This window comes from Neoroseomonas terrae (genome assembly GCF_018129025.1).
Lineage (GTDB): Bacteria > Pseudomonadota > Alphaproteobacteria > Acetobacterales > Acetobacteraceae > Neoroseomonas > Neoroseomonas terrae.
In genome coordinates this window covers 1-24,638 of record NZ_JAAEDI010000005.1, presented here as the reverse complement: position 1 = coordinate 24,638, position 24,638 = coordinate 1, and the positions used below count along the sequence as shown (strand labels likewise).

The 24,638-nt window shown below is 69.9% G+C and carries 25 protein-coding genes; 16 read left to right on the top strand and 9 right to left on the bottom strand.

Annotation, left to right across the window (positions count from 1 at the left end):
* The first annotated feature begins 16 nt into the window (after positions 1-16).
* Complete coding sequence (locus GXW78_RS05275; protein ID WP_211866736.1) at positions 17-1,348, top strand: aspartate aminotransferase family protein; 1,332 nt, start codon at positions 17-19, stop codon at positions 1,346-1,348.
* Between the two features lie 143 nt (positions 1,349-1,491).
* The gene (locus GXW78_RS05270; protein WP_211866734.1) at positions 1,492-2,661 is read left to right on the top strand and encodes a M20 aminoacylase family protein; all 1,170 of its coding nucleotides are present in this window, start codon (positions 1,492-1,494) and stop codon (positions 2,659-2,661) included.
* 310 nt (positions 2,662-2,971) lie between these two features.
* On the opposite strand, the gene GXW78_RS05265 is transcribed toward GXW78_RS05270, so the two are convergent.
* The gene (locus GXW78_RS05265) at positions 2,972-4,093 is read right to left on the bottom strand and encodes an alpha/beta hydrolase family protein (RefSeq protein ID WP_211866732.1); all 1,122 of its coding nucleotides are present in this window, start codon (positions 4,091-4,093) and stop codon (positions 2,972-2,974) included.
* Positions 4,094-4,137: 44 nt separating this feature from the next.
* Between GXW78_RS05265 and leuS the strand changes: the two genes are divergently transcribed.
* From leuS to GXW78_RS05230, 7 genes are all read left to right on the top strand, one after another.
* Positions 4,138-6,759 carry a leucine--tRNA ligase gene (leuS, locus tag GXW78_RS05260; RefSeq protein WP_211866730.1) on the top strand — a complete coding sequence of 874 codons (2,622 nt, stop codon included), beginning with the start codon at positions 4,138-4,140 and terminating at the stop codon, positions 6,757-6,759.
* A complete protein-coding gene (lptE, locus tag GXW78_RS05255) occupies positions 6,749-7,261 on the top strand; it encodes an LPS assembly lipoprotein LptE (protein WP_211866729.1) in 513 nt (170 codons plus the stop codon). Before leuS ends, lptE begins: the two co-directional genes overlap by 11 nt.
* A 6-nt stretch (positions 7,262-7,267) precedes the next feature.
* The gene (gene holA / locus GXW78_RS05250; protein WP_211866728.1) at positions 7,268-8,296 is read left to right on the top strand and encodes a DNA polymerase III subunit delta; all 1,029 of its coding nucleotides are present in this window, start codon (positions 7,268-7,270) and stop codon (positions 8,294-8,296) included.
* Between the two features lie 234 nt (positions 8,297-8,530).
* On the top strand, positions 8,531-8,845 hold the full coding sequence (locus GXW78_RS05245) for a lipopolysaccharide assembly protein LapA domain-containing protein (RefSeq protein WP_211866727.1): 315 nt from the start codon (positions 8,531-8,533) through the stop codon (positions 8,843-8,845).
* Positions 8,842-9,555 (top strand): orotidine-5'-phosphate decarboxylase, encoded by a 714-nt coding sequence (pyrF, locus tag GXW78_RS05240; RefSeq protein WP_211866726.1) that lies wholly within the window; start codon positions 8,842-8,844, stop codon positions 9,553-9,555. The genes GXW78_RS05245 and pyrF overlap by 4 nt, the downstream gene beginning before the upstream one ends.
* A gap of 4 nt (positions 9,556-9,559) precedes the next feature.
* On the top strand, positions 9,560-10,201 hold the full coding sequence (locus tag GXW78_RS05235) for a phosphoribosylanthranilate isomerase (protein WP_211866725.1): 642 nt from the start codon (positions 9,560-9,562) through the stop codon (positions 10,199-10,201).
* Positions 10,202-10,253: 52 nt separating this feature from the next.
* Positions 10,254-11,225: a dienelactone hydrolase family protein gene (locus GXW78_RS05230; protein WP_211866724.1), complete on the top strand. Its 972-nt coding sequence runs from the start codon at positions 10,254-10,256 to the stop codon at positions 11,223-11,225.
* Here GXW78_RS05230 and GXW78_RS05225 read toward each other — a convergent pair whose 3' ends face one another.
* The gene (locus GXW78_RS05225; RefSeq protein ID WP_211866722.1) at positions 11,226-11,615 is read right to left on the bottom strand and encodes a VOC family protein; all 390 of its coding nucleotides are present in this window, start codon (positions 11,613-11,615) and stop codon (positions 11,226-11,228) included.
* A 126-nt stretch (positions 11,616-11,741) separates the two neighbouring features.
* Here GXW78_RS05225 and trpB point away from each other — a divergent pair, with 126 nt between their 5' ends.
* Together trpB and trpA are read left to right on the top strand one after the other, a co-directional pair.
* Positions 11,742-12,983: a tryptophan synthase subunit beta gene (gene trpB, locus GXW78_RS05220; RefSeq protein ID WP_211866720.1), complete on the top strand. Its 1,242-nt coding sequence runs from the start codon at positions 11,742-11,744 to the stop codon at positions 12,981-12,983.
* On the top strand, positions 12,980-13,801 hold the full coding sequence (trpA, locus tag GXW78_RS05215; protein ID WP_211866718.1) for a tryptophan synthase subunit alpha: 822 nt from the start codon (positions 12,980-12,982) through the stop codon (positions 13,799-13,801). The genes trpB and trpA overlap by 4 nt, the downstream gene beginning before the upstream one ends.
* A gap of 275 nt (positions 13,802-14,076) precedes the next feature.
* On the opposite strand, the gene GXW78_RS05210 is transcribed toward trpA, so the two are convergent.
* From GXW78_RS05210 to GXW78_RS05190, 5 genes are all read right to left on the bottom strand, one after another.
* Complete coding sequence (locus GXW78_RS05210) at positions 14,077-14,610, bottom strand: SRPBCC family protein (protein WP_211866716.1); 534 nt, start codon at positions 14,608-14,610, stop codon at positions 14,077-14,079.
* Positions 14,607-14,972 carry an ArsR/SmtB family transcription factor gene (locus tag GXW78_RS05205; protein WP_211866715.1) on the bottom strand — a complete coding sequence of 122 codons (366 nt, stop codon included), beginning with the start codon at positions 14,970-14,972 and terminating at the stop codon, positions 14,607-14,609. The genes GXW78_RS05210 and GXW78_RS05205 overlap by 4 nt, the downstream gene beginning before the upstream one ends.
* 178 nt (positions 14,973-15,150) lie before the next feature.
* A complete protein-coding gene (locus tag GXW78_RS05200) occupies positions 15,151-16,197 on the bottom strand; it encodes a hypothetical protein (protein ID WP_211866714.1) in 1,047 nt (348 codons plus the stop codon).
* Positions 16,172-17,545: an MBOAT family O-acyltransferase gene (locus tag GXW78_RS05195; protein ID WP_211866713.1), complete on the bottom strand. Its 1,374-nt coding sequence runs from the start codon at positions 17,543-17,545 to the stop codon at positions 16,172-16,174. The genes GXW78_RS05200 and GXW78_RS05195 overlap by 26 nt, the downstream gene beginning before the upstream one ends.
* A 32-nt stretch (positions 17,546-17,577) precedes the next feature.
* Positions 17,578-18,462 carry an MBL fold metallo-hydrolase gene (locus GXW78_RS05190; RefSeq protein WP_211866712.1) on the bottom strand — a complete coding sequence of 295 codons (885 nt, stop codon included), beginning with the start codon at positions 18,460-18,462 and terminating at the stop codon, positions 17,578-17,580.
* A 129-nt stretch (positions 18,463-18,591) separates the two neighbouring features.
* Between GXW78_RS05190 and GXW78_RS05185 the strand changes: the two genes are divergently transcribed.
* On the top strand, positions 18,592-19,986 hold the full coding sequence (locus tag GXW78_RS05185; RefSeq protein WP_211866711.1) for a VWA domain-containing protein: 1,395 nt from the start codon (positions 18,592-18,594) through the stop codon (positions 19,984-19,986).
* Positions 19,987-19,995: 9 nt separating this feature from the next.
* Here the strand turns inward: GXW78_RS05185 and GXW78_RS05180 are convergent, their stop codons facing one another.
* Positions 19,996-20,547 carry a cytochrome b gene (locus GXW78_RS05180; protein WP_211866710.1) on the bottom strand — a complete coding sequence of 184 codons (552 nt, stop codon included), beginning with the start codon at positions 20,545-20,547 and terminating at the stop codon, positions 19,996-19,998.
* Complete coding sequence (locus tag GXW78_RS05175; RefSeq protein ID WP_211866708.1) at positions 20,525-21,142, bottom strand: YceI family protein; 618 nt, start codon at positions 21,140-21,142, stop codon at positions 20,525-20,527. The genes GXW78_RS05180 and GXW78_RS05175 overlap by 23 nt, the downstream gene beginning before the upstream one ends.
* Positions 21,143-21,291: 149 nt before the next feature.
* Here GXW78_RS05175 and rimP point away from each other — a divergent pair, with 149 nt between their 5' ends.
* The 4 genes from rimP to GXW78_RS05155 form a co-directional block, all read left to right on the top strand.
* Positions 21,292-21,819 (top strand): ribosome maturation factor RimP, encoded by a 528-nt coding sequence (gene rimP, locus GXW78_RS05170; protein WP_246521898.1) that lies wholly within the window; start codon positions 21,292-21,294, stop codon positions 21,817-21,819.
* A gap of 12 nt (positions 21,820-21,831) precedes the next feature.
* Positions 21,832-23,382, top strand: a complete 1,551-nt coding sequence (gene nusA / locus GXW78_RS05165; RefSeq protein ID WP_211866704.1) for a transcription termination factor NusA — start codon at positions 21,832-21,834, stop codon at positions 23,380-23,382.
* Positions 23,383-23,395: 13 nt separating this feature from the next.
* The gene (locus GXW78_RS05160) at positions 23,396-23,980 is read left to right on the top strand and encodes an RNA-binding protein (protein ID WP_211866702.1); all 585 of its coding nucleotides are present in this window, start codon (positions 23,396-23,398) and stop codon (positions 23,978-23,980) included.
* A gap of 59 nt (positions 23,981-24,039) precedes the next feature.
* A partial coding sequence (locus tag GXW78_RS05155; RefSeq protein ID WP_211866700.1) for a translation initiation factor IF-2 associated domain-containing protein occupies positions 24,040-24,638 on the top strand: 599 nt, incomplete at its 3' end.

The following is a 24,638-nucleotide window of genomic DNA, read 5'->3' as shown; positions in this document are numbered from 1 at the left end:
GCAAGGGAGCCTGCCGATGACCCATATCGTCCACCGCAACCTCCGCGAAGCCCCGCCGATCGCCGCTTCCGGCCGCGGCATCTGGCTGCGCGACGCCTCGGGGCATGAGGTGATCGACGGGTCCGGTGGCGCCGCGGTGGCCTGCCTCGGCCATGGTCATCCCCACGTCGTCCAGGCGATGAAGGACCAGATCGACCGGCTCTGCTACGCCCATACGGCGCTGTTCACGGCGGAATCGGCCGAGCGCCTCGCCGACATGCTGGTGGGCCATGCGCCGGGCGGACTGACCCACGCCTACTTCGTTTCCTCCGGTTCCGAAGGCATGGAGGCGGCGCTCAAGATCGCCCGGCAATGGGCGCTTGAATCCGGCCAGCCGCAGCGGACGAAGTTCATCGCGCGGCGGCAATCCTATCATGGCAATACCTTGGGTGCGCTCGCCGCCGGCGGCAATGCCATGCGCCGCGCGCCCTATGCGCCGATCCTGTCGGATGCGTTCAGCCACGTCTCGCCCTGCTTCGCCTATCGCGACCGCCACGACGATGAATCCGAGGCCGACTACGTCGCGCGCCTTGCTGCCGAGCTCGAGGCCGAGTTCCAGCGCCTCGGGCCGCAGAACGTCATCGCCTTCTGCGCCGAAACCGTCGTCGGCGCGACGCTCGGCTGCGCCACGGCGCTGCCCGGCTACTTCCCCGCCATGAAGGCGGTGTGCGAGCGGCACGGCGCGCTGCTGATCCTTGATGAGGTGATGTCCGGCATGGGCCGCACCGGCACGCTGCACGCCTGGGAACAGGAGGGCATCACGCCGGACATCCAGGTGATCGCGAAGGGCCTCGGCGGCGGCTACCAGCCGATCGGCGGCATCCTGGTCCATGGGCGCGTGATCGAGGCGCTGACCAAGGGCTCCGGCACCTTCAAGCACGGGCATACCTACCAGGCGCATCCGGTCGCCTGCGCAGCGGCGCTCGCGGTGCAGGAAGTGATCCGGGACGAGAAGCTGCTCGACAACGCGAAGGCGATGGGCGCGCTGCTGGAACAGGGGCTGACCGAGCGCCTCGGCAATCACGCGAAGATCGGCGACATCCGCGGCCGCGGCCTGTTCTGGGCGGTGGAGCTGGTGCAGGACCGCGCCTCCAAGGCGGTATTCGACCCGGCGCTCGCGATGAACGAACGGGTGAAGAAGGAAGCCTTCGAGCGCGGCCTCGCCTGCTATCCGATGGGCGGGACGATCGACGGCAAGCATGGCGACCACGTCATCCTTGCGCCGCCCTACGTCTGCACCGCGGAGGAAATCGCGATGATCGTCGAACGTTTCGGCGACGCCGTCGAAGCCGCCATTGCCAGCGCCTGACGCCAGCGCTGGAGCCTTGCGTCTGCCTCCGACGCCTGCAGTCCGGACGGTCGCGCCTCGCGGGCGGTCCGATGTAGGACACCCCGGCCGAAGGTCATTCGCCAGCGTCGTTGGTATGAACCCCTGTCCACAGGACGAAACCAGTGCCGATCTTCAACCGCATCGCTGATTTCCACGCGGACCTGACCGCCACGCGCCGCGACATCCACGCGCATCCGGAACTGGGCTTCCAGGAACAGCGCACCTCGGACATCGTCGCGCAGCAGCTCGAATCCTGGGGGATCGAGGTGCATCGCGGCATCGCCGGCACGGGCCTCGTGGGCGTGCTCCGCAACGGCAGTTCCGGCCGCTCCATCGGCTTCCGCGCCGACATGGACTGCCTGCCGATGACCGAGACGAACGATTTCGGGCATCGTTCCAGCACGCCCGGCAAGATGCATGCCTGCGGGCATGACGGGCACACCACCATGCTTCTCGGCGCCGCGCGTTATCTGGCCGAGACGAAGAACTTCGACGGCACCGTCCATTTCATCTTCCAGCCGGCGGAGGAAGGCGGCGGCGGCGGTCGCGTGATGGTCGAGGAAGGGCTGTTCGACCGCTTCCCCTGCGATGCCGTCTACGCCATGCACAATTCGCCCGAGCTGCCGTTGGGCGAGGCGCGCGTCATGCCCGGCCCGGTCCTGGCCGCAGCGGACCGCATCACCATCACCATCCACGGCAAGGGGGGCCACGCCTCCCGCCCGTACCAATGCATCGATCCGGTGCTGGTGGGTTCGCAGATCGTGGTGGCGGCGCAGTCGATCGTGTCGCGCTCGATGGACGCACTGGACGCGGCGGTGATCAGCATCTGCATGTTCAATGCCGGTGAAGCGTCCAACGTCATCCCCGAGACCGCGGAGCTGCGTGGCACCGTCCGCACCTTCAAGCCTGCGATCCAAGACAAGGTGGAGGAACGGCTCGGCCAGATCGTGCGAGCCACCGCCGAGGCCTACGGCGCCACGGCCGAACTATCCTACCAGCGCGGCTACCCGCCCACGGTCAACCACGCCGCGCAGGCCGAACGTGCCGCGGTTGCCGCGGATGCCGTGCTGGGTTCGAACAAGGTCCATCGCACCGGATCGCCGCGCATGGGGGCGGAGGATTTCTCCTACATGCTGCTGGCGCGTCCCGGTGCATTCATCAACATCGGCCAGGGCGACGGCGGACGGCATTCGGTCTCCGTGCACAATCCGCGCTACGACTTCAACGACGACGTGATTCCGATGGGATCGTCACTGTTCGCGAAGCTGGCGGAGCAGGAGATGCCGCGCTGAGGGTGAGTCGGCGTTTGAGTTGAGCGACGGCTGGACGCGGCCTGCGTCCACTTGGCCGAAGGACCGCAGATCGGAGGGGCGCTGCCCCTCCGAACCTCCCCGCCAGGTGCTTGGAGCACCTGGACCGCAATTCATTGGCACCGGGCGCGACAGGCATGCCGGACCATCCATCGGCGCTTTGCGCGCAAGAGTCAGCTTCTGCCACCGCTCATCTACATTGGCGCCCGGCGCCAGGTAGAGGTTTGCAAAGGCCCTTCGGCCTTTGCTGGGGAGGGGTTCGGGGAGGGGCAAGGCCCCTCTCCGAGGGCCATCACCCCCCGCCGCACGGCCTGCGCCTCACCCCGCGCGGCGCCGCACCGGCTGGCGCCTGCACCAGCGTCAGCACGCAGGGCCCGAGCGCGCGGGTAAACCGCCAGTCATTGACCCCGCTGTGGCCGCGGATCGGCGGTTCGGGAAACAATGCCAGGGTTGGCGCGCTGCGCCGCGTGGCGGCCTCGGCCACCAGCGCCGCGCGGGCGGCCGGATCGGGGTCGAAGGGGTCGTCGGCAAAGACCGCGACGGCCAGGCGGGGCCCGGCGGGTGGCAACCCCGCCAGCAAGCGACGGAAATCCTCCGATGCCGCCGCCAGGTTGTTGGGGCGCGCCGCCTCGCCATGTGCCGCGGGGGCGAAGGCCAGCACGGCGTGTACCGCCTCGGGCTGTTCCGCGGCGAGCATGACGGATTGCCAGCCGCCGCGCGACTGGCCGGCGAGCACGATGCGGCGATAGCCGGCCTCGCGCAGCAGCGGCAGGCCGCGGCGCAGCCCGGCGAGGGCGACCGGCAGGTCGTCCTCCGCCGGATCGCGGTCGAAGCGCATCACGTCCCAGCCGGCATCGTTCAGCAGCGCCAGCACGCCCGGCGCGCTGCGCTGGCGGTGGTCCGACGCCCGGCCGCCATAGCCATGCGACCAGACGACGACGCCCTCGGCCGACTGCGGGCCGTGGCGGAACATCAGCGGCGCGGCGCGAAAAGGACCGATCGCAGCCTCGATCGTCCGGAAGGCCGGGCGGCCCAGCGTCTCGACCGTGCCGTCCGCGGCTATGACGCGGCAGCCATGCCCCGCACCCAGCAGCCTGGCGGCGTCGCGGTTGCAGGCGAGCTGCACCGCCTCGCGCGCCGCGGCGACGTCGGGCTGACCCGTGACGAAGCGCCAGACCGACCGGCCATCCGGCAACGCGGCCAGCCCGAAGGCAGCGTGCGACGTCGCGCCGCGATAGTGCAGGGTGTAGCCGGTCACCGCAGCCGGACCGCGCGCCGGCCCCAGCGCCGCGACGGAGAACAGCGCGCGATAGGCGCCGAAGTCGGTATTCGGGTCCTGCGCATGGGCTTTGGCAGACCAGCCGGCCAGCAGAAGTGCCAACCCTAGGAATCCGGCGCGCCAGCGCTTATGCATCCCTCTCCCTTTCCGCTCCGCATGGTACGAGACGCGCGCGCTCAATGAACGACAGCATCGCATCCCCCGACAAGGCGGCCCAGGAACCGGCTGCGCCGCGCTACAACTTCCGCGCCGCCGAGCCGCGCTGGCAGAAGGCCTGGGACGACAAGGCCTGCTTCGCGGTGCCGGACGTGCCGCCGGCCGGGGCGGCGAAGTACTACGTACTCGAAATGTTCCCATACCCCAGCGGCAAGATCCATATGGGGCATGTGCGTAACTATACGCTGGGCGACGTGGTCGCGCGGTACAAGCGGGCGCGCGGGCACCTGGTGATGCACCCGATGGGATGGGACGCCTTCGGCCTGCCGGCGGAGAATGCGGCGCGCGAACGCGGCGTGCACCCGGCCGCCTGGACGTACCAGAACATCGCGAACATGCGGGACGAGTTGAAGCGCATGGGGCTGTCCCTGGAATGGGCGCGGGAGTTCGCGACCTGCGACCCGGAATACTACGGCCAGCAGCAGAAGCTCTTCCTCGACTTCTGGAAGGCCGGGCTGGTCGAACGCAAGGAATCCTGGGTGAACTGGGACCCGGTGGACGGCACCGTGCTGGCGAATGAGCAGGTGATCGACGGGCGCGGCTGGCGGTCGGGCGCGCTGGTCGAGAAGAAGAAGCTTTCCCAGTGGTTCCTGGCCATCACGAAGTATGCGCCGGAGCTGCTGGAAGCGCTGGGCGGGCTCGATCGCTGGCCCGAGCGCGTGAAGCTGATGCAGTCCAACTGGATCGGCCGCAGTGAGGGCGCGCGGGTGCGCTTTGCGCTGACCGCGCCGGTCGAGGGCGTGGGCGAGGTGGAGGTCTTCACGACCCGGCCGGACACGCTCTTCGGGATGTCCTTCCTGGCTGTCGCCGCCGAGCACCCGCTGGCCGCCGCTGCCGCGGCCCGTGATGCGAAGGCCGCCGATTTCGTCGCCGAATGCCGCAGCATGGGTACGTCCGAGGCGGTGATCGAGCAGGCCGAGAAGAAAGGTTACGACACCGGCTTTCGCGTGAAGCATCCTTTCACCGGGGAGGAGTACCCGGTGTGGATCGCGAATTTCGTGCTGATGGAATACGGCACCGGCGCGATCTTCGGCTGCCCGGCGCACGATCAGCGCGACCTGGATTTCGCGCGGAAGTATCACCTGTCGGTGACGCCGGTCGTGCTGCCGAAGGGCGCGGATGCGGCGACCTTCGCCGTCGCGAATGAGGCTTTTACCGAGGACGGCGTTGCCTTCAACTCCGGCTTCCTCGATGGGCTGGACGTCGCCGCATCCAAGCGGCGTGCGATCGATGAGCTGGAGAAGCTGGGCGCCGGCAATGGCGTGGTGAACTGGCGCCTGCGCGACTGGGGCGTATCCCGCCAGCGCTACTGGGGCTGCCCGATCCCGTTCATCCATTGCGACGATTGCGGCGTGCAGCCGGTGCCGGACGATCAGCTTCCGGTGCGGCTGCCGGAGGATGTGGATTTCTCGAAGCCGGGGAATCCGCTCGACAACCATCCCACCTGGAAGCACGTGGCCTGCCCGTCCTGCGGGAAGCCCGCTCGGCGCGAGACGGATACCTGCGACACCTTCGTGGATTCGTCCTGGTACTTCGCGCGCTTCTGCTCGCCGCGGGCGGAGGTGCCGGTCACGACGGCGGCCGTCGATGGCTGGCTGCCGGTGGACCAGTATATCGGCGGCATCGAGCACGCGATCCTTCACCTGTTGTACTCGCGCTTCTTCTCCCGCGCGATGAAGGCGACCGGGCACCTGACCGTCGAGGAGCCCTTCGCCGGGTTGTTCACCCAGGGGATGGTCCAGCACGAATCCTACAAGGGCGCCGATGGTCGCTGGCTCTATCCGGAGGAGATCGACTTCTCCCTCGCGCCGGACGGCGCGCGCACGGCAACGGTGAAGGGTGGCAACGAGCCCGTCACCATCGGCCGTGTCGAGGCGATGTCGAAGTCGAAGCGCAACACCGTCGATCCCGGCGCGATCATCGCGAAGTACGGAGCGGATACCGCGCGCTGGTTCATCCTCTCCGACAACCCGCCCGACCGCGACATGGAGTGGACCGAAAGCGGCGTCGCCGGTGCCTACCGCTTCACGCAGCGCGTCTTCCGCATGGTGGAGAATGCGCTGCCCACGCTGCCGCCTGCCGGCACTGCGCCGGAGGCCGAGGGCAAGGCGCTGCGGCGCGCGACGCACCGTTGCATCGCGACCGTGACCGAGGCGCTGGAGACCTTCGCTTTCAACGTCGCCGTCGCGCGGCTGTACGAATTCGCGAATGCGATCGAGGCCGCGAAGGATGCGCCGGGCGGCGCGAAGCGCGAGGCGCTGGAAATGCTGGCGCGGCTGTCCTCCCCCATGATGCCGCATCTGGCGGAGGAAGCCTGGTCCCTGCTGCGTCCGGGAACGGACGAGATGATCGCGCAGATGGCGTGGCCCGAAGCCGACCCCTCGCTGCTGGTCGCCGAGAGCGTCACCCTCGCCGTGCAGGTGCTCGGCAAGCTTCGCGCGACCATCGAGGTTCCGGTGGGCGCGAGCGAGGACGCGATCTTCGCCGCGGCCGAGTCCGAGGAGAACGTGCAGCGCGCGATCGCGGGCAAGCCCATCCGCAAGCGCATCCACGTTCCGGGAAGGGTGGTGAACCTTGTGGTCTAGGCGCCGTCTGATCGCTGCCGTCGCCGGGCCGGCTCTCCTCGCCGGTTGCGGCTTCCGCCCGATGTATGGTCCGCAGCCGGATTCCGTCGTCGCGGGGCTGCAAACGGTTAGCGTCGGCCTGATTCCGGAGCGTAACGGGCAGCTGATGCGGCGGCAGCTCGAACAGCGGCTGGGCCGCAGCGGCGCACCGGCGCGCTACGATCTGCGCGTCGGTCTCGGCTATGGCGTTGAGCTCCAGGGCTTCGAGGAGGATGGCGCGCCGTCCCGCGTGCGGATCACGGCGACGGCGAACTGGTTCCTCTATGAGACCGGCGCATCGCCGCGACTGGTCGCACAGGGCACGGACCGCGCCTTCGATGCCTACAATGTGCCGGAGAACCAGTTCTTCGCCTCGGACGCGTCGCGATACGCCGCGGAACAGCGGTTGGTGGACCAGTTGGCCAGCGACATCGTCCAGCGGCTGGCCATCCGCTTCGAGGCCGGGCCGCCGCGGGCGGGCTGAAGCAGCATGGCGAAGCTCGACGCGCGCCGTGTCACCGCCTTCCTGGCCGACCCCGGCGCCGCGCGGCTCGTATTGATCTTCGGCGAGGACACCGGCCTGGTGCGCGAGCGCGGCGAGGTGCTGAGCCGCGCCGTTGCCGGCGACGATCCGTTCCGCCTGGTGGAGGTGCCACGCGAGGTCGCCGCTAAGGATGCCGGGCTGCTCGCTGCGGAGGCCGCGACGCCGGCTCTGACGGGCGGCCGGCGGTTGGTGCGTGTACGGGATGCGACGGATGGCCTCGCCAACGCCGCGAAGGCGGTCCTGGCGGGCTTGGGTCCTGGCGTGGTGCTGCTCGAGGCCGGGTCGCTCGACGGCCGGAAGGGGCTGCGCGCTGCGCTGGAGAAGGCCGGTCCGGAAGCGGCGGTGATTGCCTGCTACCCTGAGAGCGGCGCGGCGCTGGAAGGGTCGATCGCGTCGGTGCTGCGCGAATATGGCGTCTCCGCCGAGCCCGCAGCACTCGCGTGGATGGCGCAGCGGCTGGGGGAGGACCGGCTGATCATGCGCCGGGAATGCGAGAAGGTCGCCCTGTATGTCGGCGCCGGTGGCCAGGTGACGGAGGAGGATGCGCTCGCCTCGCTGTCCGAGGGGTCGACGCTCGACCTCGACGCCGCGCTTCTGGCGGCGACGGAGGGCGACGCACCGCGGGCCGACCGGGCCTTGGATGCGGCCTTCGCCGAAGGCGCGGCAGCGGTTCAGGTGGTGCGGCTCGCGATGCGGCATGTCCAGCGACTGGAGGCCGCGTCCCGGGCGGTGGCGCGTGGCGCCGCGCCAAGGGACGCGCTGGACGGGCTGCGGCCGCCGATCTTCTTCAAGTCCAGGCCGTCCTTCGAGCGAGCGCTGCGGCTGTGGGGTCCGGAGGCGCTCGCCGCTGCAGGCGCGGCACTTCTGGACGCGGAGCGCGCGACCAAGACCACCGGGACACCGGACACCGCCGTGGCGCGGGCGGCAGTGATGGGGCTGGCGCGGGAGGCAGTGCGGGCGAAGCGGGGGCGGTAGCGGCGAAGGCGGAGGGGCGCTGAGCCCGTGAACCTTTCCCGGTGATCGCTGATTGCCGGCGTCACCCGGTTCGACATCGCCGGACCCGCCGCTGCGTCCTTCCCGCCATAACAGCGGCAGAACGCGGTAGATTCGCAGCTCTTTGCCTCTCTCCACCCGTGGCCGCGCCGGGCCATGCCGGGCTCCCCTTCGCTCCCGTGGCCTTCGCCCGGCCTGCGCGGTAAGAAGGCACCCATGATGCGTTGGATCGTCTTTCTCCCCTTCGCCGCGCTCGTGGTGCTGTTCGCGCTGTCCAACCGCCAGGCGGTGGAACTGCGCCTCTGGCCCTTCGACCTGGTCTGGCAGGCGCCGCTGTCGGTCGCGGTCCTGGGCGCTGCCGCGCTCGCCTTCCTGATCGGGGCGGGGATCGTCTGGGTGTCGGGCATGCCTCAGCGGGGCCGAGCGCGCAGCGCGGCTCGGCGGGCGGAAGCGCTGCAGCGGGAACTGGAAGCGATCCATGCGCGGGAACGCGCCGCGGCGGCCGATCGGCTGGCGGGGACGGCCTCGTGATCCGGCGTCCCGCCGGCGGTGCCGCGCGGCTCATCCCGGCGCTCGATACCGGGGATGCCGCGCGGGCCGAAGCCCTGGCCGCGGCCCTCGCGCCCCATTGCGGGCTGCTCAAGGTCGGGCTGGAGCTGTTCTGTGCCGCCGGCGGGGCGGCCGTGGCCGCGACGGCGCGGCATCGCCCGGTCTTCCTCGATCTGAAGCTGCACGACATTCCGAACACGGTCGCCGGCGCCCTGCGGTCGCTGCTGCCGCTGAAGCCGGCCATGGTGACGCTGCATGCCGGCGGCGGGCCGGCGATGATTGCCGCGGCGCGCGCCGCAGCCGAGAAGGCCGGTGCCGATCGCCCGGTCCTGCTCGCCGTCACGGTGCTCACCAGCATGGATGCGGCGGCGCTGGCCGCGACCGGGGTTGCCGACAACCCCGCCGACCAGGTCCGGCGGCTGGCGCGCATGGCGGTGGCGGCCGGCGCGGATGGGCTGGTGTGCAGCCCGCAGGAAGCGGCAATGCTGCGGGCCGATCTCGGCGCCGCGCCGATGCTGGTGGTGCCCGGCGTGCGGCCCGCCGGCAGCGATGCCGGCGACCAGGCACGCACCGCCACCCCGGCTGAGACGGTGGCGGCCGGCGCGGATTGGATCGTCGTGGGCCGCCCGATCACCGCTGCGCCGGACCCGGCGGCGGCGGCGGCGGCCATCGCTGCTTCCCTGCCCGGCTGACACCATGCCGGTCGAGGTGAAGATCTGCGGCATCCGTGACGCCGGCGCGATGGACGCCGCCGTCGCGGCCGGAGCGGATTTCGTGGGCTTCGTGTTCTTCCCGCCCTCCCCGCGCGCCGTCGCGCCGGGCGATGCGGCGGCATTGTCCGCGCGGCATGCGGGTGGGCCGGTGCGGGTCGGGCTATTCGTGGACCCGACCGATGATGCGCTGGCCGCCATTCTGGCCGAGGTGCCGCTCGGACTGATCCAGCTTCATGGCGAGGAGACGCCGGCCCGCGCCGCCGCCATCCGCGCTCGCTTCGGCCTGCCGGTGATGAAGGCCCTCGGCATTGCCGCGCCCGAGGATCTCGCGGCCGTGGACGACTTCGCTCCCGTGGTCGACCGCTTCCTGTTCGACGCCAAGCCACCGCCTGGCGGGCCGCTGCCCGGGGGCAACGCCCAGTCTTTCGAGTGGCAGTTGATGGCCGGCCGCACCATCCCGAAGCCCTGGTTGCTCGCCGGCGGGCTCACCCCGGCGAATGTGGCCGAGGCCATCCGCACCGCTAGGGCGCCGGGCGTGGATGTTTCCTCGGGCGTCGAGCGCGCACGCGGTGTCAAGGACCCGGGCCTGATTCGTGACTTCATAGTGTCAGCCAGGGGGCGTTGACGGCACCGGGCACTCGCCCCAGCGTTGCGTGTCCCGAAGGAGAAAACGCCGGATGCGCGCCCTGCCCCTGTTCCTTGCCCTGCTGCTGGCGGCCTGCGGCGGCGGCGGGCCCCGCCCCGATCCGCTGCAATTCGCGGGCGCCGCCGGCCACCCGGTGGTCGCGGAACTGCACATGCCGCCGGGCACCGAGCGCGTGCCGGTGATCGTGCTGTCCCACGACAATCGCGGCAAGCGGGACGCGCAGCTCCAGGCGTATGTCGACGCGCTGAAAGGCGCGGGGGCGGCGGTGATCGTGGTCGACAGCTACGGCCCACGCAGCATCGACCCGTCGCAGCCGGCGAATCAGCGCGCGTGGTTCAACGCGCTCGACTTCGCGATGGATGCCTACGGCGCCCTGGACAAGGCGGCGGAGAACCCGCGCATCGACGTGCGTCGTGCCGGCCTGGTCGGCTTCGGCGTGGGCGGCGGCGGCGGCTCGATCCTGGCGATGCACCAATGGGTCGTGCAGATGCGCCCGGCGAATGCGGCGCGCTTCCTGGCGGCGGCGGCCGTGCAGCCGGATTGCTCCTACCGAGTCGGCAACCGCGACACCGGGCGGCGGCCGATCCGCATCATCGTCGGCGACCGGGACAACGTGACGGGCAAGCCGGCCTGCGACGATCTCGGTTCCTATCTGCGCGCCGCGGGCGGAAACGTGACGGTCAGCACCTACCAGAACGCCCGGCACGGCTTCGACGGACCGCCGGGCCCGGTGGTGAACAATCCGCAGGGCGACAACATCACCCGCTGCGTCTGGCAGCAGGGGCCGGACGGGTTGTGGCGGGAACGCGCCTCGGGCGTTTCGGGCGTTTCGCTGTTCCGCATCGGCGCCAATCCGCAGACCCTCGAGGCATTCCAGCGAAGCTGGGCGGGCTGCCGCACCGCGGGTACGGAAACCCAGGGTGACGCCGCGCTGCGCGGTCGCGCCGTGGGCGAGGTCGCTGGCCACATGCAGCAGCATGTGATCAGCGTGCGGCCGCGCTGATCACCCGGGCAGGTGGCACACGGCCTCGATGTTGTAGCCATCGGGGTCGAGGATGAAGGCGGCGTAGTAGTCGGGGTGGTACTTCTCCCGCAGCCCCGGTCCGCCATTGTCCCGCCCTCCGGCCGCGAGGGCGGCCTTGTGGAAGTCGTCGACGGCGCCGCGCGTCATGGCGCTGAAGGCCACATGCACCAGGGGCGGCTGGGGGTTGCCTTTGGCGATCCAGAATTCGCCCGCCGGATCCGATGACTTCTTCTCCCCGTCCGGCACGCCGAAACCCGCGGCTTCCCCCATGTCCTTGGTCATGACGTAGCCGAGTGGCCCCAGCACGGCGGCGTAGAACCGCTTGCTGCCGTCGATATCCGATACGTCGATGCCGATATGGTCCAGCATGGCCGGCCTCCCTGACTGCATCCAGCCTAACCCTGTTCGCGCCACCGCGGTTGCCGGCGGAGCCCCTGGCCGCAGCGACGCCGTTCCTTTAAATGACACGCTCCGCCGGATGGTCCGAGAAAGCCCTTGAACACGCCGCTGTCCAACTCCCTGCGCCAGGGCCCCGATGCCCGTGGCCGCTTTGGCCCCTTCGGCGGCCGCTTCGTCGCCGAGACGCTGATGCCGCTGATCCTCGAGGTCGAGCGCGCCTATGAATCGGCCAAGACTGATGTGGCGTTCCAGGTGGAGTGGCGGCGGCTGCTGACGCATTACGTCGGCCGTCCGTCACCGCTGTGGCTGGCCGAGCGGATGACGGAGCATCTTCGCGCGGGGAGCGCGGGGTCGGAACTCGGCGCGAAGGTCTATTTCAAGCGCGAGGAGCTGAACCACACCGGCGCGCACAAGATCAACGCGGTGCTGGGGCAGATCCTGCTCGCGAAGAAGATGGGCAAGACCCGCATCATCGCGGAGACCGGCGCGGGCCAGCACGGTGTGGCGACGGCCACCGCCTGCGCGCTGTTCAACCTGCCCTGCACGGTCTTCATGGGCGCGACCGATGTCGCCCGGCAGCAGCCCAACGTGTTCCGCATGAAGCTGCTGGGCGCGGAAGTGGAATCCGTCACCTCCGGCGCCGCGACGCTGAAGGATGCGATGAACGAGGCGCTGCGCCACTGGGTCGCGAACGTCCACGATACCTACTACTGCATCGGTACCGTCGCGGGTCCGCACCCCTATCCGCAGATGGTGCGTGACTTCCAGTGCGTGATCGGGGACGAGACGCGTGACCAAATCCTCGCCGCCGAGGGACGGCTGCCGGATGCGCTGGTCTGCGCCGTCGGCGGCGGTTCCTCCGCCATGGGGCTGTTCCACCCGTTCCTCGATGACGCGGGGGTGGCGATGTACGGCGTCGAGGCCGCCGGCCGGGGCGTGGACACCAAGGAACATGCGGCCTCCATCACCAAGGGCCGCCCCGGCGTGCTCCACGGCAACCGGACCTATCTGCTTCAGGACCGCGACGGCCAGATCATCGAGGCGCATTCGATCAGCGCCGGCCTCGACTATCCGGGCATCGGCCCGGAGCATTCCTGGCTGCATGAGCAGGGCCGCGTGAACTTCGTCACCGCGACCGACGACGAGGCGCTGGAGGCCTTCCAGCTCTGTTCGAAGCTCGAAGGCATCATCCCCGCGCTGGAATCCGCGCATGGCCTGGCGCATGTGATCAAGCTGGCGCCGACCCTGCCGAAGGACGCGATCGTCGTGCTGAACCTGTCGGGTCGCGGCGACAAGGACATCTTCACGGTGGCGCATCATCTCGGGGTGAAGCTGTGAGCCGCATCGCCGCGCGGTTTGCCGCGCTGAAGAAGGAAGGGCGCGGGGCGTTCATTCCCTTCCTGGAAGCCTATGATCCGGACCCGGCCACCTCGCTCGCGCTGCTGCGCGGCTTTCCCCGGGCGGGGGCGGACCTGATCGAGATTGGCGTGCCCTTCACCGACCCGATGGCGGACGGCCCGACCGTTCAGCGTGCCGGGCAGCGGGGGCTGAAGGCGGGTGCGACGCTGCCGGGCGCGCTCGCCATGGTGCGCGACTTCCGCAAGGAGGATGACGCCACCCCGGTCATCCTGATGGGCTACTACAACCCGATCCTTGCCTATGGCAGCGAGCGGTTCTGCATGGATGCCGCGGCGTCGGGCGTGGACGGGCTCATCATCGTCGACGTCCCGCCCGAGGAAGCCGACGAGATCGAGCCGGCGGCGAAGGCGAATGGCCTCGACCTGATTCGGCTGGTGGCGCCGACGACGGATGATGCGCGGCTGCCGCGCGTGCTCGCGGCGACGTCGGGATTCGTCTACTACGTCGCGATCGCCGGCGTTACCGGTACGCGAAGCGCGACCCGTGAGGCGCTGGAAGCGAACATCCCGCGCATCCGCAAGCACACGGACCTGCCGATCGCGATCGGCTTCGGCGTGCGCACCCCGGAGCAGGCGGCCGAGGCCGCACGTATCTCGGACGGCGCGGTGGTCGCGTCGGCGCTGATCGACACGCTGGCGGAAAGCCTCGACGAGCAGGGCCGCGCGCGGCCGGATACGGTGCGGAAGGTGCTGGACCAGGTACGGGCGCTGTCGGAAGCGGTACGGAAGGCGGGCTGAAGGCGAATTGGAGAAGGGGCTGCCCCTCTCCAAACCTTACCCCGCCAAAGGCCGAAGGGCCTTTGGAAACCTCGATCTGGCGTTGGGCAAGGCGGGCGACGCTAGGTGCCGAAGGTTGCGTCGTGCCATGGATTGATTCCTGGCGCTGCGCCCAGCGCGCGCTTTCCATCCGTCCGACACCCACGCCCGGCACCAACTCAAGGTTTCCAAAGGCCCTTCGGCCTTTGGTGGGGTGGGGCCCGGGGAGGGGCAAAGCCCCTCCCCGTCCCACTTTCTCAGCCCTGCATCCGACGCGTGTAGTCCTCCCGCAACCGCAGCCAGCTATCCCAGAACGGTGCGGGCTGCTCGCCGGCCGTGCGGGCGGCCAGGACGTCGAGATGCGCGTGCCAGCCAGCACTGACCTTCAGCAGCAGGGCGGGATCAGCCACGCGGTGGTGCGTGACGGTCAGCAGCACGCGGCTGCCGGCCGGCGCCAGGTCGAAGGTCACACCGCCGGTGCTGCCCCAGGTGATGGAGAGCCGGCGCGGCGGGTCGCATTCCGTGATCGTGCCGTCCAGGCTGTGCTCGGCGTCGAAGCCTTCGGGGCGGTGGCCTGGGGGGTCGCTCAACTCGTCGTTGCGCCAAGTCAGGGTGAAGGGCGCGCCGACCTTCGTCTCCATCGCCCCGGCGGCGAGCCATTGGCGGCGCAGCTCTCCGTCCGTGATGTAGGCCCAGATGCGTTCGATCGGGCCGGGCAGGTGGCGCTGGATGGTCAGCGTGGCAGGCTCGGTGATGACGCCGTAGGCGCCGGGGGCGGCGATGTCGTTCATGTCTTGTCTCCTTCGGGGGTGGGGCTCCGGCGCGAATCCTCCTCGCGGAGGAGGCGTTCGAGCACGTCCAGGCGACCGGTCCAGAAGCGCTCGTAGAAGCTCAGCCATTCGTGCGCGGTGGCGAGCGGCCCGGGATCGAGCCGGCAGAGATGCGTACGGCCGCGCACCTCGCGGCGGATCAGCCCGGCCTGTTCCAGCGTCCTGATGTGCTTGGAAGCCGCGGCGAGGGAGATCGCGAAGGGCTCGGCGAGCTGGCCGACGCTGCGCTCGCCGCCGGCGAGGTCGGCCAGCATGTGCCGGCGGGTGGCGTCGCCGAGGGCGTGGAAGATGGCGTCCAGGCGCGGTGTCGATAATTCAACCATGAGGTTGAGTATCAGGGCGTGCCGCGTGATTGTCAACCGAAAGGTTGAATGTCTGCAGCAGCGGGATCAGGACGTCGGTCGATTGAATCGCATGGGCGCGCAACCCGTCCGGTCATCCGGTTCGGAATGCTGATGGTAGAGATTTGGGAACCTTGGCGCGTACCGCTGGAGGGTCGCGTCAGGGCGCCAGTACCGCGTAGTCCTCGGTCTGTGCCGGCGTGGTGCGTGCCGCCTGACGCAGCGCGGCTTCGATGCGCTCAGCGATAGCGTCGCGATAATGCATCGGGTCCCAGTAATGCGTTGGTTCCCGCGTGATCGGGCTGGGGCGCCAGAAATCCAGCACGACGGTCCCGGCCCGCGCCTGCGCAATGGCGACGACCTGGCGCTTGCAGTCCTCCGCCTGGGCTGCGCCGCCGCTGCCGGGCGCGCCCTGCGAACCGAGCCAGAGCGGCATGAACACCAGGATCGTGCGCGCCTCGGCGGGTGTTTCCGCGACCATGCGCTGCAACAGGGCGAGGGGTGGGAAATCGGTCTCGACGGGCGGTGTCGGCACAGTCCAATCGACGCCCGCTGCGATCGGCGGCAGGTTCGCCGCGGCGCGCGCGGCATCGTAGCGGTCCTCGGGTGGCAGGAAGCGCGTGTAGCCGTCGCGCCCGTAGCGCGGCCGCATCAGCCCGGTCATCACGGCGAATTGCCGCACGGCTTCCTGCACCGCGTAGAAGGACAGCATCTCTCGATAGGCCGGCCAGGGGCTGGCCTCGTAGAACGTCTCGGGGAAGGCGCGTGGCGTGTAGCGCTGCAGGGGGCCCGCGTCGCACCACACGTGGTCCAGGCCGATGACGACCGCACGCGGCCGCGGATGCGCGCGCAGGAATACGTCGAACAGGCGCGACTGCTCATAGGCTGTCGCGGCGTTCATCGCGAGATTGGCGAAGCGCGCGTCGAACGCCTGGTTCAGCTCGGCCGGCCGCAGCATCCGCATGGTCGAAGTGCCGAAGATCGCCGCATCGAAGCGGTCGGACCGCGCCAGCCCCGCGAAGGCGTAGCGCGCGTTGGTCGAGATAGGCGGGCGTTCCGCGGGAATGTGGAACGGCAGCACGCCCCAGGGGTCGACCAGCGCGACGAAGGCATAGACCGCCGCGACGCCGATCATCGTCGTCGCGACGGCGCGCGTGACGAAGCGTCGCCAGACGCCGGGGTCAGAACTGGAAGTAGATGAACTCACTGGGCGTCCTGGAACCGGCTTGCAGGAGAAGGAGCAGCAGCACGACGCCGACCGGCACGGCGAGCCAATGCAGAGGCCGCAGCCGCAGCAGCGCCACCTGCTGGCTGATCGGGCCCAACAGCGCGACGGCGCCGCCGATGACGAAGGCGGCGGCGTGGTCGACCTTCACTTGGCCGATGCCGTCCAGCCCCGCCATGCCGCGCAGCACCGTCCAGGCCGTGGCGAAGTCCGGTGCGCGGAACAGCACCCAGCCCGCCATGACGAACAGCAGCGTCAGCGCCCAGCCCAGCAGCGCGGGCATGCGCAGCCCGGCCCGCGCCCAGGCGCCGTTGATGGCCAGCGCGACACCGTGCAGCCCGCCCCAGACGACATAGGTCCAGTTGGCACCGTGCCACAGCCCGGCCAGCAGCATCGTCAGGATGGCGTTGCGCGCCTGGACGAGGCCGCCGCCACGGTTGCCGCCCATCGGGATGTAGAGGTAGTCGCGCAGGAAGCGCGACAGCGTCATGTGCCAACGCCGCCAGAAGTCGCGGATCGACGTCGCGCGATACGGCGCATCGAAGTTGAATGGCATCCGAAGCCCGAACATGAGCGCAAGCCCGATCGCCATGTCGGAATAGCCGGAGAAGTCGAAATAGATCTGGAGCGTGAAGGCCACCGCCGCCGCCCAGCCTTCGGCGAGTGACGACGGACCGGATGCCGCCGCGGCGAAAAGCCGGTCCGCGACCTCGGACACGTGGTCCGCGATGCCGAGCTTCTTCGCCGCCCCGATCACGAACAGCACGAGGCCGCGAGACAGGTTCTCCCACATCTCGGGCCGCCGCGGATCGGCGGCGAACTGGGCGATGATCTCGTTGTGGCGGACGATCGGCCCGGCGATGAGCTGGGGGAAGAAGGTGACGAACATGAAGAAGTCGAGCAGCGGATAGGCATGCGCCTGCCCCCGCCGAAGGTCGACGAGATAGGAGATCTTCTGGAAGACGAAGAAGCTGATGCCCAGAGGTAGGATGATGTCCCAGGGCGTGTATTCCATGCCCAGCAGCGCGGTGAAGGAGCCGGCGAAGAAGTTGGTGAACTTGCACACGCCGAGCACGGCGAGGTTCAACACCACGCCGATCACCGGCCAGTCGCGCGGCCGGTCGGCCTCGTGCAGCCAGCCGATCACCCAGTTCAGCAGCGTCAGCCCGACCAGCAGCGGCACGAAGCGGACATCCCAGGCGGCGTAGAAAATGAGCGAGGCCACCACCGCGACGATCTGCCGCAGCGTCCGGCTGCCGGCCGTCGCGTAGTACAGCGCGAGCGTCACCGGCAGGAACAGCAGGATGAAGATCTGGCTCTGGAACAGCACGGCGCGGGCCTAGCACAGCGCCCCTGCCCCTCCTAGGCCAGCGCGTCGGCCTTGCGCGGGGTGACCGGCACCAGCAGATATCGCACGCCGTTGCTCTCGGCCGGCGGGAAGCGGCCTGCGCGGATGTTCACCTGGATCGAGGGCAGCAGCAGCAGTGGCGCCGCCAGGCCGGCGTCGCGCTTCGTGCGGAAAGCGACGAACTCATCCTCCGTCACCCCGTCCTTCACATGGGGGTTGTGGGCGCGCTGCTCGGCCACGCTCGACTGCCAGGCGAAGGCGTCGCGCCCCGGTGCCTTGTAGTCGTGGCACATCCACAGCCGCGTCTCCGCCGGCAGCGCCAGCAGCTTCTTCATCGACCGGAACAGCACCCGCGCATCGCCACCCGGGAAATCCGCCCGCGCGGTGCCGTAGTCGTGCATGAACAGCGTGTCGCCCACGAAGACGTCGTCGCCGATGCGATAGGATACGCAGGCCGGGGTATGGCCCGGCGTGTGGATCACCTCCACCTCCAGCGAGCCGATGGCGAAGCGCTCGCCATCCTTGAACAGGTGGTCGAAGTCGCCACCGGCGGGCTTCACGTCATCCGCGCGGAACATCGGGCGGAAGATCGCCTGCACCTCGCGGATATGCTCGCCGATGCCGATCGGCGCGCCTGTCTTCGCCTTGATGTAGGGTGCGGCCGTCAGGTGGTCGGCATGGGCGTGTGTTTCCAGCACCTGGTCGATCGTGACGCCGGCCTCGGCGGCCGCGGCCAGGATGCGGTCGGCAAAGGCGACGTCGGCGGTGCCGGACCGGTTGTCCCAATCGAGCACCGGGTCGATCACCGCGCCGTGCATGGTCGCCGGATCCCATAGCAGGTAGCTGACGGTGTTGGTCGGTTCGTCGAAAAAGGCGCGGATCGCGGCGGCATTCGGCATGGGCTGTCCTCTCCGCGGGCAGGATGGCAGAATCGATCGGCCACGGGGAACTTCCAGGATGTCGGCGCCCGAATTGCCGGGTGTTCGATCGACGGTTACATGCCGCCGAAACGATGGGAACGCCGAACCATGCGCCGCCAGGCCGTCCTCCTTGCCTTCGTTCTCCTGGCGTTTGCCGGCGCCGCCCGGGCGCAGCAGGCCATGCTGGTGCTGGATGGGTCGGCGTCGATGTGGGGGCGGCTGGACGGGCGGGCAAAGATCGATGTGGCGCGTGAGGCGGTGGCGGCGTTGATGGTCCGCTGGCCAGCGGAACGGCCGATCGGCCTCATGACCTATGGTCACCGCCGCACCCAGGATTGCGCGGATGTGGAATTGCTGCGTGCCCCCGCCGCCGATGCCGGCGGCATGGCGGCTCTGGCACGGGGCATCGTTCCGCGCGGCCGCACACCACTGGCCGAGGCCGTCCGCCAGGCCGCCGCCGCGCTCGGGGCGGCGGGCGGCAGCATCATTCTCGTCACCGACGGTATCGAGACCTGCCATCCCGATCCCTGCGCCGTGGCGCAGGACATCGCGCGGTCCGGCGTGCGGCTGGTGGTGCATACGGTGGCCTTCGCGCTGACCGACCCCGCGGCGCTTGCCCAACTGCGCTGCATGGCGGAGGCAACCGGCGGGCGGGCCATGACGGCACGCGACGCCGCGGAGCTGGCCGCCGGCCTCGACCGCGCCGCCGAGGCGCCCGTGCCGGGGCCGCGCCATGCGGCCCCGCGAGCGGAACCGGTGCCGCAGCCGAGCCTCATCGTCACGCTGCGGCTTTGCCCATCCTGCGACCCCATGACGGGGGATGCCTCCATCGTGGTCCGCCGTGGCGAGGAGGTGGTGGCAACCGGCGGCGATCCCTTCGGCCGTTTCTTCGACCTGCCTGCCGCCGACTACACGGTCACCGTCGAGGCGGGCCTGTTCACGCGCGGTCCCGTGCCGGTCACCCTCCAGGCGGGCAGGCCGGGCAGGGCGGAGATCGTGCTCGATGCTGGCTGGTTGGTTGGCGAGGTGCGCAGCGAGCCCTCGGATGAAGACGTGACCGGTCGCGTGCGGCTCGAGTGGCATGCCGGCGCAGCCGCACCGGAGGGTCAGCCACGCGCGGCCCACGCGCAGGGGACCGGTCCATCCTTCCTGGTACCGGCCGGCACGCATCGGATGGTCGCCGGCATCGGCAATGCGACGGGTGCGGCGGAGGCGGATGTCGCCGCGGGCGAGGTGGTGATGCTGCGCGTGCCGATCCGTTTCGGTGCGCTGGCCTTGCGCCGGGAGGGCTTCGGCTCGGACACCGCCCATGTCGCCGTCACCACCGCCGATGAGGCGTCGACCCCCATCTATGACGATCGGCCGACCGGCGAGCGCGTCGAGATCCCGCTGGCGCCCGGGAGCTATCGCGTGATGGTTGACCAGGAGGAGCGGCGGGCCTCGACCGTCGTGACCATCGCCGCGGAGGGGACCACCGAGGCCACGCTGCAGCCACAGGAGTAGCGCGGCGGCCTATCCCCGCCACATCCGCCCCAGCACCCGGCCGCCGCTCCTGTGATGGTTCAGCGCCATCGCCGCATGGCCGGCGGCGAGCGTCACCAGGGCCCAGGCCGCCACCTGGTGAACGCGCCGGAGTACCATGAAGGATGCCTCGTCCGGCCCCAGCACGTGCGGCACGGGGATCAGCAGGAACAGCGTGGTCTCGATCTGCCCAGGCGCCGTGCTGGCGGACAGGTATCCGAGCATCGGAACCACCATCAGGAGCAGGTACAACGCCCCATGGCCCAGCGCCGCGGCGCGGCGCTGCCACGGCGGAATCCCCGCATCGTCGGGTGGACGGGGCCGCCGCGCGCGCAGCAGCAGCCGCCAGAGCACCAGCGGGGGCACCAGCAGCCCGACCGTCTTATGTGCCTGATAGGCCAGGATCTTCGCCAGCAGCTGCGACAGCGGGAGCGCGACCATCACCAGGCCGATGCCGAAGGCCAGCACCACCAGCCCCGCCACCGCCCAGTGCAGGCGGCGCTGCGCCGGGCTCCAGCCGTCAGGCGATGCGGAGGCGGACACGGACGGAGAGGCGGATGACGTCGGAAATCGACGAGGCTTCCGCCGTCATGCCGAATTCCGATCGCCTCATGTCGCCCTCGGCCGAGAAATCCGCGATGTCGGCGCCGAGCGCCGCGTCGCGCCGCCGGCCGAGCAGCCGGGCTTGCATCGCATAGGGGCGGGTGATGCCGCGGATGGTGAGATTGCCGGCGAGGTTGAAGCGGTCGAGCGTGCCCTGCCCGGTGGCCCCGCCAGCGAAACGCGCCTCAGGGTAGCGCTCCACATCGAAGAACTCCGGCGAGCGCAGCAGTTCGAGGGCCCCCGGATAGGAAATGGCGATCGCCGCGGTCCGCACGGTGACGGTCACGGTCGTCGTCAGGGGGCTATCCGGCTCGATCAGCAACTCGGCGGTAAAATCCTCGAACCGGCCGGTGGACGACAGGACGCCGAGATGCCGCGCGGTAAACTCCAGCCGGCCGCCCGCCTGATCGAAGACATAGCGGGCCGGGGCGGCGACGGCGGGCCGCGCCGACAGGGCGGCGAAACCGCCCTGTGCCGCCGCGGCGGCGGCGCCGCCGGCCAGAATGCGGCGCCCGATCAGCGGTGGGTGCGGCATCGTCCGGCTCCTTTCGGCCGGGAATGTTGCGTTCCCCGCCCAAACTGCAAGCCTGCTTGCATAGTCTTCACCGACGCGCCATAACTCATCCAGACATTCCATCCGGACCGACGGGGGGTGGCCTTGAAAGGGGCCGCCTTTTTTGTTGCTTGAACGACACCGACGACCTGCCGCACCACGAAGGGCTTGAGGCCCGCATTGCCGAGGCGATTCTGCCGACGCTAGGCCATCTGGGCTATGAGCTCGTGCGCGTGCAAGTGTCCGGCAAGGAGACGCCGACGGTGCAGGTCATGGCCGACCGGGCGGATGGCGCCGTCTTCACCGTCGAAGACTGCGAGGCGATCAGCCACGCGGTCGGCGCCGTGCTCGACGTGGCGGACCCGATCAAGAGCGAATGGAACCTCGAGGTTTCATCCGCCGGCATCGACCGGCCGCTGACCCGGGCGAAGGACTGGAACCGCTTCGCCGGGCACGTCGCGACGCTGGAACTGTCCATCCCCCAGGACGGCCGGAAGCGGTTCCGCGGCATCGCTCTGGGCGCTGACGCGGATGTGGCGCGCCTGCGCCTCGACGATGGCGTGGAGATTGCCTTCCCGCGGAGCAACATCCGCAAGGCGAAGCTTGTGCTGACCGACGAGTTGATCGCCGCCACCGCGGCACCCCGTACCGAAAACTAGGAGACAGGCTCCATGGCCATCGAGATCGCCATTGCCCGCCCTGAGCTGCTGCAGGTCGCCGACGCCGTCGCGCGCGAAAAGATGATCGAGCGCGACGAGGTGCTGGAGGCGATGGAGCAGGCCATCCAGAAGGCCGGCCGCGCCAAGTACGGCCACGAGAAGGACATCCGCGCGATCATCGACCGCAAGAACGGCGAGGTCCGCCTGTCCCGCTGGACCGAGGTGGTCGAGGCCGAGCCGGTCGAGAACGAAGCGACGCAGATCCCGCACCGCATCGCCCTGCGGATCAAGCCGGGCATCCAGGTGGGCGAGTTCATCGTCGATCCGCTGCCGCCGATTGATTTCGGCCGCATCGCCGCGCAGACCGCCAAGCAGGTGATCGTGCAGCGGGTGCGCGAGGTCGAGCGCGGCAAGCAGTTCAACGAGTACAAGGATCGCGTCGGCGAGATCATCAACGGCATCGTCAAGCGGACCGAATACGGGAACCTGATGGTCGATCTCGGCCGTGCCGAGGCGCTGCTGCGCCGCGACGAGACCATCCCGCGCGAGGCCTTCCGCAACGGCGACCGCGTCCGCGCCTATATCTATGACGTGCGCGAGGAACCGCGCGGGCCGCAGATCTTCCTCTCCCGCACGCATCCCGGCTTCCTCGCGAAGCTGTTCGCCCAGGAAGTGCCCGAGATCTACGATGGGATCATCGAGATCAAGGCGGTGGCCCGCGACCCGGGTTCGCGCGCCAAGATGGCGGTGATCAGCCGCGACAGCAGCATCGACCCAGTTGGCGCCTGCGTCGGCATGCGCGGGTCGCGCGTGCAGGCGGTGGTGGCGGAACTCCAGGGCGAGAAGATCGACATCATCCCCTGGTCGCCGGATTTCGCGACCTTCATCGTGAACGCCCTGGCCCCCGCCGAAGTCAGCAAGGTCGTGCTGGATGAAGACGGCAAGCGCTGCGAGGTGGTGGTTCCCGACGACCAGCTCTCGCTCGCCATCGGTCGCCGCGGCCAGAATGTGCGTCTTGCATCGCAGCTTACCCGCTACGATATCGACATCCTGACCGAGGCCGAGGAAAGCGAGCGTCGGCAGGAGGAATTCCGCAAGCGCACCGGCCTGTTCGTCGAGGCGCTGGACGTTGACGACGTCATCGCCGGCCTGCTCGTGCAGGAAGGGTTTTCGAGCATCGAGGACGTCGTCACGGTCGAGGACGAAGAACTCGCCGGGATCGAAGGCTTTGACGAAAGCGTCGCCGTGGAGCTGAAGCGCCGTGGCCAGGCGTTCATTGACAAGCGCGATGGCGAGCTGGACGACAAGCGCCGCGAACTCGGCGTGGACGACGTCCTGTCCGAGATCGGCGGCTTCTCGCCGCAAATGATGGTCGCGCTGGGTGAGAAGGGCGTGAAGGGCCTCGAGGATCTGGCCGATCTCGCGGGCGACGAGCTGATCGAGATTCTCGGCACCGAGGTGCTCGACGAGGAAACGGCGAACGCCATCGTCATGGAGGCGCGTCGTCGCGCCGGCTGGCTCGGCGAGGAAGAGGGCGCCGCTGAAAGTGACGGCAACGAGTGACGTCGATGCCCCGGTGGAGGACGATCCCGAAAAGGGCCCCCTCCGCCGGTGCATCGCAACGCGCGAGGTTCTGCCGAAGGAGCGGATGATCCGCTTCGTGCTGGGCCCCGGGCGGGAAGTCGTTCCGGATCTCGCAGGAAAACTGCCGGGTCGGGGAATGTGGTTGAGCGCGCGAAGCGATGTGCTAGAAACCGCCCTGAGCCGCGGGGCCTTCATACGGGCCGCGCGTGGGCAGGTGATACTTCCCTCCGACCTTCGCGCGCGGATCGAGGACGGTCTTCGCGGTCGAGTCCGCGACCTTCTGGGCTTGGCCCGGCGGGCGGGACAGGCCGTTTCGGGCTGGCAGGCGGCGCGCGAATGGCTTCAGGCCGGCCGCGCGGGACTGCTGGTTCAGGCCGCGGACGGCAGTCTGGCCGAGCGGGCGCGCTTCGGCGGGCGGGATCTCCCGGCCGTTACGGCGCTGTCGGCGGCGGAGTTGGGTATTGTTTTCGGGCGTGACCACGCCGTGCATATCGTGGTGGCGCCGGGCCGGTTGGCGGAAGCCATCCGGATCGAGGCGGAGAGGCTGGCCGGTATCGCCGGCGCTCCGCCGGAGTAAAAGGCCGCAACGTTCGTGGCGGCTTTGGATGATTTGTAGGATCGGGTTCGGATCGGCGAATGAGCGACCAGAACGAGCAGGACGCGGGCAAGAGCAGGCTGAGCCTTCGGCCCGGCGGACGGCTTGAACTCGGCAAGACGGTGGATGCCGGCAGCGTGCGGCAATCCTTTAGCCATGGTCGCAGCAAGACCGTGCAGGTCGAGGTTGTGAAGAAGCGTGCCGCCGCGCCGCCGCCGAAGCCTGGCGTCGCGGCGCCGGGCGCGCGCGGTTCGGCGCCGTCGGGCGGCCAGGGGCAGCAGTCGCGCGGGTCCGGACCGTCCGGCGGTGGCTCTCGCCCCGCTGCGCCCGGCCGTCCGCTGACGCAGGCCGAGATTGCGGTCCGCCAGCGCGTGCTGGAGGAGAACCGCCGCGCCGAGGCGCAGCGCCAGCGTGAGGAGCGCGAGCGCCAGGCGCTGATGGTGCGTTCCGCCGCCGAGGAAGCCGCCCGCAAGGCGGAGGAAGATCGCAAGGCCGCCGAAGAGGCAGCGCTGCGCGCCGAGGAGGAGGCCCGCGAAGCCGCCCAGGCCGCCGCGCGCGCCAAGGTCGAGGAAGAGGCGCGCAAGACGGCCCCGCCTGCGCCGGCTGCCGCAGCCGCGGCGCCGCGCCCTGTGGCGCGTCC